This is a genomic window from Streptomyces sp. NPDC007162 (assembly GCF_040634175.1).
In the GTDB taxonomy this organism is placed as follows: domain Bacteria; phylum Actinomycetota; class Actinomycetes; order Streptomycetales; family Streptomycetaceae; genus Streptomyces.
This window is the reverse complement of the sequence record NZ_JBEYFC010000512.1, coordinates 1-6,288: the sequence shown is the minus strand read 5'-3', so window position 1 is coordinate 6,288 and position 6,288 is coordinate 1. Positions and strand designations below refer to the sequence as shown.

The following is a 6,288-nucleotide window of genomic DNA, read 5'->3' as shown; positions in this document are numbered from 1 at the left end:
GACCCCACGTGAGGGCCCCGGTGCGGCGCCGGGAGCGGGCCACGTCGCGCATCGCGTCGGTGAAGCCGGCAGCCGGCCCGGGACAGGGTCGCCGCGATCCGGCCGGCCGGGAAGTGCGGTTCGATCGGGAGGTAGACACCGCCGGCCTTGAACACCGCGAGCATCGCCGCCGGCCAGTCGAGGGTGCGTTCGGTGACGACGGCGACCACGCCCTCCCGGCCCAGGCCCCTCGCCAGCAGCGCCCGCGCCAGCCGGTTCGCCCGCCGGTTGAGTTCGTCGTACGTCCACTCTTCCTGGCCGTGCACGGCCGCCACCGCCTGCGGGTGCGCCCGCACCCGCTGCTCGAACAGTTCGTGGGCGCGGGCGTCCGGCAGCGTCCGGTGCGGCCCTGCCATGGTGTCGAGCTGTTCGAGCCGTTCCTCGGCGGACAGCAGACTCTGCCGGGTGTGGTCGGCGTCCGGGTCGGCGGTCATCAGGCGCAGTGCCGTCAGGTGGTAGCCGCCGAGCCGGGCCGCCGCCGCGGTGTCCAGTACGTCCGTGCGGTGCCGCAGGCGCAGGGTGAGCCGTCCGTCCCGGTCGGTCCAGCGCACGTGCAGGGCACCGGCGTCCGCGTGGTCCGCGTCGGCTTCGAGGGGGCCGGACACGATCTCGTACGGCGGCTCGGTCAGCCCGAGTTCCCGGCGCAGCTTCTCCACCGGGAAGTCCTGGTGGGTCAGCACCTCGGTCTCGGCCGACCGGGCGGCCGTCAGCAGGGTGTGCCAGGAGCCGGCGGGTACGGACGTCCGGCAGGGCAGCGGTTCGGCGGATCGGCCGGTGCTGTGACCGGTGACCACCTCCGGCTCGCCGGACAGCACGGCCAGCACCTTGAGGTGCGCGGCCAGCAGCAGGGTGCCGACCGGCAGGTCGCGGTGCGCGGCCAGGGCCCGCAGTGCCGCGGTCAGGTCGTCCGGCACCGGTATCTCGTGCTCGTCCGTTCCCGGGACCGGTGTCCCGTGCCAGGCCGTGCCCGGCGCCGGCTCCGCCGCCCACCGGGGCACGGTGGTGACACCGCCGGCGGTCAGTGTCCGGCTCCAGTACTCCCGGTCCGCTTCCACGCGCGTTCGCATCGAATGGCCTTCCTCAACTCACGGTCGCCGTGGCGGCGTCGGTGGTCGGCTTCGCCCGGCCCGGGCCGGCGGGCCGGCTGTCGGTCTCGGGCATGTCGACCGCGGGATTGCCGCCCCACCGGGCGTTCGGGGGGACTTCCTCGCCCTTCATCAGGAAGGCGTCCGGTGCCAGTACGGAGCCGTCGCCCATGGTCACGCCGTAGTGCACGTGGGCGGCGACGCCCAGCGTGCAGCGGGCGCCCAGTGTGGTGCCGTCGGACTTGAAGGTGCCGTCCTCCTGGGAGTGGCACTGGATCTTGCTGCCGGCGTTGAGGGTGCACTCGTCGCCGATGGTGGTGAGGGTCCGCTCGGTCAGGTAGCAGCCGTCGTCGAAGACCCTGCGGCCGATGCGCACGCCCAGCAGCCGCCACACCAGGCTCTTGAAGGGGGTGCCGTTGAAGATGTTGAGGAAGTGGTCGGGTACCTTCCACAGCCGTTCGTGCCACCAGAAGTACGGCTCGTAGATGGAGCACAGCCGGGGGCTCAGCGCCCGGAAGGAGGCGAGGCAGCGCTCCACGAGGACGAAGTAGGCGGTGGAGAAGAGGAGCGTGAACGCCAGGTATCCGGCGATCACCACATGTCCGACCACGCCGTACAGATCCACGGAGGCGAGGCCGAACAGGGTGAGCCAGAAGGTGTGCAGCCAGCGCACGAACAGCATGAGGGCCATGGAGCGCAGGTTGTAGCGGTTCTTCGCGGTGAGCCGGTGTCGCAGGGTGTCGCCGGTCCTGAAGTGGTCGAAGCGGGTGTCGCGGTCCACCGAGCGGGGGATCTCGAAGCACGGTGAGCCGAGCAGTCCCACGCCTTCCCGGACCTCGCCGTCGAGGGGGATCATCACCTTGGTCGCGAGCAGGCAGTTGTCGCCCGTCCGGCCGCCCGCCGGGTAGGCGATGTTGTTGCCCAGGAAGTTGCGCGGTCCGATCGTCACCCTCGACAGCCGGAACGACGTGCTGGAGTAGTCGGCGTTGAGGATGGACAGGCCGTCGGCCACCATCGTGCCGCTGCCGACGGTGACCAGCAGGGGTGTCTCGTGCTGGACCTCGGTACCGAAGTTCGACCCGGTCTGCTCGACCCGTGACAGGTCGTAGCCGAGACCGCGGAGGTAGAACACGATGTAGGAGCTGTCGCCGAAGAGCCAGGCGAAGAACCTGACGTTCGTCATCCGGGCCGTGGCCCGGTGCAGCGCGTAGTGCGGTCCGTAGAGCGGATACGTCCGGTCGGGCCTGACGACCAGGCCGAGCAGGCGCGGGAGCGTGTACAGGGCCAGCAGCCCGAGGACGACGAACCCGGAGAACAGCACGAGGGAGAGCAGCAGGGCGTCGGAGAGCAGCTCCGGCCAGGACAGTGCGGTCGTGGTCGGGTCGAGTCGCTTGCCGATCGCCGGTATCTGGGTGAACAGCATGTAGACGCCGCCGACGGCCAGCGGGATGTACAGGAGGAACATCTGCACCAGGGTGCTCAGGCCGAACCAGAAGCGGCGTGCGGTGCCGCAGCGGGCCGGTGCGGCCCTGACGTAGTCGGTCGCCGTGGGCTCCGCGGGAGAGCCGTGCCAGTGCTCGCCGTCCGGGACGGCCTGGCCGCGGTGCAGGGCGGACGAGTGGCCGAGCTGGGCTCCGTCGCCCATGGCCGTGTCGATGTCGAGGACGGTCTTCTCACCGACGAAGACGTCCGCGCCGAGGGTGATCCGGCCGGTCTGGATGTGTCCCGCGCGCGCCCGGTAGCCGAGCAGGAAGGAGTCCTTGCGGATGACGGTGCCCGCGCCGATCGTCAGCAGGTCGGTGCAGACCGGGACGGAGTGGGTGAGGATCGTGACGCCCTTGCCGATCCGGGCGCCGAGGGCCCGCAGGTACAGCACGTACAGCGGGGTCCCGGTGAGGAAGAGCACGGGGTTCGCGTGGATGAGTACCTTGACGAGCCAGAAGCGCAGGTACGCCAGGCCCCAGACGGGGAACTCGGCGGGTCGCCAGCGGCCGACAAGCAGCCATTTCGCGGCGATCGGGAACGCGCACAGCGCCATGAACGCGACGCTTCCGAAGAGCAGGGACCGCAGATACACGTCGGCGAGGCCCTTGCCGGCGGCTATCCACTCGTAGCCGGCGGCGGTGACGTATCCGGAGACGAGTGAGTAGCCGAGGAAGGCCAGCAGCTGGAGGGTTCCGCACAGCAGGTGGTCCCGGCGCTTCCGGCGCGGGCCGGGGTCCGGGGCCGGCTCGGGGCCGGGCGAGGCGTGCGGTGCGTCGGTGGGCGCGGGTGCGCCGAGCGCGGCTGCCAGGCTGCGGATGGTGGGGTGCCGGTAGATGTCCTTCATGGTCGGCGACGGCAGGTCCGGCTGCTTGCGTACGCGCGCGCAGAACTGCGCCATGACCAGGGAGTTGGCGCCCAGGTCGGTGAAGAAGTGACCGTCGACGGGGACATGCCCGGTGCCGAGGAGGCCGGCCAGAGCCTGCGCGAGCCGCTGCTCGGTCGGTGCTCCGCTGGGGCGCGTGCCGGTCAGGGCGACGGCAGGATCGTCCGGCTCCGACACGACCTCGGAGGACTGCTCCACCATGCGATCTCCTGAAGAACGTCAATGTTCCTGATCACGAACCGGCGGATTCAGTTTGTCCGGATAGCGGCTTTGGCTGCCACTTGTCCCATCGAGGGGAGAAGGCACCGCGAAGGAGCCGTCGGGCCTGTATTTCCCTGCTTTCCCGCCCGGACGGGGAGCGCGCGAATCACCCGAACGGCGGCCCCCCGGCCGGTGCCCACCACGCGTCGACGCCGGGGTGGTCCGGCACCGACGCGTCGCCTCACACGGCGGCGGTGTCGGTGGCGGCCGTCTCGGCCGCCGCGATGGCGACGAACCGGCGGATGGCCTCCACAGGCATGTCGAGGCCCTCGGAGGCGGCGCGCTCGTCACCGAACACCTGCACCGCCTCGGCGACGGCGACCGCGAGTTCGGCCTCCGCCTTGCGGACCTTCACCTCGGCCTTGTCCACGGTGTCCACCACCGTCAGCCGGCGGCGCTGCTTCTCCTGGAGTCGCTGCTTGCGGGAAAGCGTCTTGTCAGAGTTCTGCACAGTCACGACCAAGATCATATGCAGCGGCACGTGCACCGTGAAATCGCCAAGTCCCCCTCCCCCGCGCACCGTTCGGAACACGGGGAATCCGGCGTCAGGCCGTCAGCGTCGCCCACACCGCGTGGCCGCTGGTGAGCCGGGACCGGTCGACCCCCCAGGAGTCGGCGAGCTGTTCGACGAGCAGCAGCCCCCGGCCGCCCTCGTCGTCCGGACCGGGCTCACGACGGGGCAGGCTCCGGCGCGAGTAGTCGTGGTCGTGGACTTCGAGGCGCAGGCACCCGTCGGCCACCAGGCCCATGCCGCACAGGATCCGCACACTCAGCGTGTGGATGACGGCATTGGTGGCCAGTTCGGACACGAGCAGCACCGCGTCCTCGCAGAGCTCCCGGGACAGCCCCCACTCGCTCAGGCGGGTTCTCATGGAGCGGCGCGCGACTCTGACGCTGGAGCGGTGCGAGGGCAACTCGATCCAGTGCGCCTGATCGGGGGCGACAACGTCCAACAGGTCACGGGGGGAGGTCGCGTGGGGGGACACGATGGCTGCCTTCCGTAAGGCGGGGGGGCGCGGCGGGGAGCGGGCAGTGCTGAGCAACGTCCGTACGGGACAGGGACGTTGCCCGTGAACGGACGCGGTTAACTCAAGTAACTATGCGCGCATCCGAGTTCAGGCTGCAACCGACTCCCTGATAATTTCAGAATGCCGGTATCGGTCTGGTCGCTTCACCAAGTGCCTGTCACACTCGGTGCGATGACAGTTCCTCAGGAGGTAAGGGCGTGAGCGAAGGCCGTTCGAACGCGGGCAGCGCCAGTGCGCCCACCGTGCTGCGCATGATCCTGGGCCGGAGGCTCCAGGAGCGGCGCCAGGGCGCCGGCGTGACACTGGAGGAAGCCGCGCGGGCGCTTCGGGTCACCCCGCTGACCATCCGCCGCCTGGAGAAGGCGGAGGTCGCCCTCAAGCCCCTGTACGTCGAGAAGCTGCTGCAGACCTACGGGGCCGACCGGCAGGAGCTGGACGAGTTCGTCGCCTTCGCCGAGCGGGCCAACGAGCCCGGCTGGTGGCACACCTACCGTGACGTACTGCCCACCTGGTTCAGCGCCTACGTGAGTCTGGAGACCGGGGCATCGACCCTGCGCACCTACGAGCCGCACTACGTCACGGGGCTGCTGCAGACCCACACCTATGCACGCCACGTGCTCAGCGGCGGCTTTCCCAACGACAGCGACGAGGACCTGGCACGGCGGGTGAACCTGCGGCTGCGCAGACAGGCCCTGCTGGAGCGGCCCGACGCGCCCACGCTGTGGGTGGTGATGGAGGAGGCCGTCCTGCACCGGGTGGTCGGCAGCCCCGACGTGATGCGGGAGCAGATCGAACGGCTCCTCGAGGTGTCCGAACTGAAGCACGTCAGCGTCGACGTCGTCCCGTTCACCGCCGGCGCCCACGTGGGCGCGTGCGCCCCGTTCACCTACTTCCGCTTCGCGGAGCCGGAGCTGCCGGACGTCGTCTACAGCGAGATCCTCTCCGGCGCGATGTACCTGGACCAGCGCTCCGACGTCGTGGCGCACCTGGAGGCGCACAACCGCATGTCCCTGCTCACTTCCGACGCGCAGAGCAGGGCGCTCCTGAACCGCAGGCTGCTCACCGACTGGCTCGCCTCCGGCAAGCCGGTCTCCCTGGTCTGCCACGGCCCCGCGGCCCTGCTGGCCACCATCGGCCCCGACGGCACGTCTCCGTACACCGGCTACCGTCTGACCGGCCTGTCCAACGCCGAGGAGAAGCAGAACGGTCTCGCGGACCGCGCGAAGTGGCTGCTCCAGGACCGCCTCGTGGGCGAACTCAAGGCCGACTACCGCGAGGCCGACCCGTTCACCCCGCACATCCAGGTCGACCGCACCCTCTACACCGGCCAGAACCCTTACTCGGCCACCCCCCTCGCCCAGGAACTCGTCAAAGCACTCAGCTGACGAGGCCTGACGCGAGCGCGGTCCGGATCCGGCAGCCGGGAACACACTCGGGTTCCACCGGTCAGCGACTCGGCCACAGCGAGGCTCTGGCCTCTCACCGTCAGTAGTCGCACCAGTTCGGC

4 protein-coding genes and 1 pseudogene are annotated in these 6,288 nt (G+C 70.3%); 1 reads left to right on the top strand and 4 read right to left on the bottom strand.

Annotation, left to right across the window (positions count from 1 at the left end; all coding sequences use genetic code 11):
- The 4 genes from ABZ646_RS37690 to ABZ646_RS37675 form a co-directional block, all read right to left on the bottom strand.
- On the bottom strand, positions 1-1,106 hold a 1,106-nt coding region (locus ABZ646_RS37690; protein WP_360529535.1), incomplete at its 3' end, for an AMP-binding protein.
- 13 nt (positions 1,107-1,119) lie between these two features.
- Positions 1,120-3,693, bottom strand: a complete 2,574-nt coding sequence (locus ABZ646_RS37685; RefSeq protein WP_360529532.1) for a Pls/PosA family non-ribosomal peptide synthetase — start codon at positions 3,691-3,693, stop codon at positions 1,120-1,122.
- Between the two features lie 241 nt (positions 3,694-3,934).
- Positions 3,935-4,210, bottom strand: a complete 276-nt coding sequence (locus ABZ646_RS37680) for a hypothetical protein (RefSeq protein ID WP_360529529.1) — start codon at positions 4,208-4,210, stop codon at positions 3,935-3,937.
- Positions 4,211-4,298: 88 nt separating this feature from the next.
- The gene (locus ABZ646_RS37675; protein ID WP_360529526.1) at positions 4,299-4,739 is read right to left on the bottom strand and encodes an ATP-binding protein; all 441 of its coding nucleotides are present in this window, start codon (positions 4,737-4,739) and stop codon (positions 4,299-4,301) included.
- A 239-nt stretch (positions 4,740-4,978) separates the two neighbouring features.
- Here ABZ646_RS37675 and ABZ646_RS37670 point away from each other — a divergent pair.
- Positions 4,979-5,830, top strand: a pseudogene (locus ABZ646_RS37670) (helix-turn-helix transcriptional regulator); the annotation flags it as partial.
- Positions 5,831-6,288: the final 458 nt, after the last annotated feature.